The sequence below is a fragment of the Pseudomonas sp. K5002 genome, assembly GCF_013386655.1.
GTDB lineage: Bacteria > Pseudomonadota > Gammaproteobacteria > Pseudomonadales > Pseudomonadaceae > Aquipseudomonas.
In genome coordinates this window covers 1-938 of the sequence record NZ_JACARK010001673.1, presented here as the reverse complement: position 1 = coordinate 938, position 938 = coordinate 1, and the positions used below count along the sequence as shown (strand labels likewise).

The window sequence follows — 938 nt, the reverse complement described above, 5'->3', positions numbered from 1 at the left end:
CGGGCGGCTTCGATATAGCCCGCGTTGCGCACCGCCAGCACCTGGCCACGGACCATCCGCGCATAACCCGGTGCACTGCCCAGCCCGGTAGCGACGATCAGCGGGCCGATGCCGCTGCCGAAAATCGCCACGAACAACAGCGCCAGGATCAGGCTCGGAAACGCAAACAGCACTTCCAGCAACCAACCCACGCCGCGGTCCACCCGCGTACCGCCCAGCCCGCCCAACAGGCCAAGCACAATGGCGATGGTCATCGCAATCGCCGTGGCTGCCAGGCCGATGAACAACGACTGGCGGGTGCCATGGATCACCCGCGAAAAAATATCCCGCCCCGACTGATCGGTGCCGAACCAGTGGGCCAGGCTCGGCGAATGAAACGCATCGCGGGGCACGATGGCCAGCGGGTCGCTGTAGGCGAACAACTGCGGCACCAGCGCCGCGACGATCACCAGCAACAGAAAGGTAATCGCCAACAGCGGGCCGAGGCGCAGCGTGCGAGTGGTGCGCTGAATCCGCAGCGCGGGCAGCGGTGTTTCCAGGGTCAGGCCACTCATGCTGGAAGTTCCTGTTGGCGAGGGTCGACCCATAGGTACAACAGGTCGACCAGGATATTGGCGAGCACGTAGCCGGCGGCGACCACCAGGCTGATGCCGATGGTCAGCGGCAGGTCCTGGGCCTGCACCGCCTGGTACAACTGGCGGCCGAGGCCCTTGCGGGAAAAAATCACTTCGATCACCACGGCACCGCTGATCAGCGCGCCGATGGCCCAGCCCGACAGCGAGATGCCCGGCAACACGGCGTGGCGCAACGCGTGTTTGAAGCGCACGTTGAAGTCACTCAGGCCACGGGTGCGGGCGGTCAGGATGAAGGGTTGGTCGAGGGTCAAATCCAGGGATTCGCGGGTGACCTGGGCGATAAACCCGGCCAGCGGAATCGCC

At 65.4% G+C, this 938-nt stretch carries 2 protein-coding genes; both read right to left on the bottom strand.

Going from position 1 to position 938, the window contains the following annotated elements; translation table 11 throughout:
• Positions 1–554: ABC transporter permease (locus HX846_RS38635; RefSeq protein WP_178967630.1), on the bottom strand; the 554-nt coding region annotated here is incomplete at its 3' end.
• The coding region (locus tag HX846_RS38630) for an ABC transporter permease (protein ID WP_178967629.1) at positions 551–938 on the bottom strand (388 nt) is incomplete at its 5' end. The genes HX846_RS38630 and HX846_RS38635, both read right to left, overlap by 4 nt.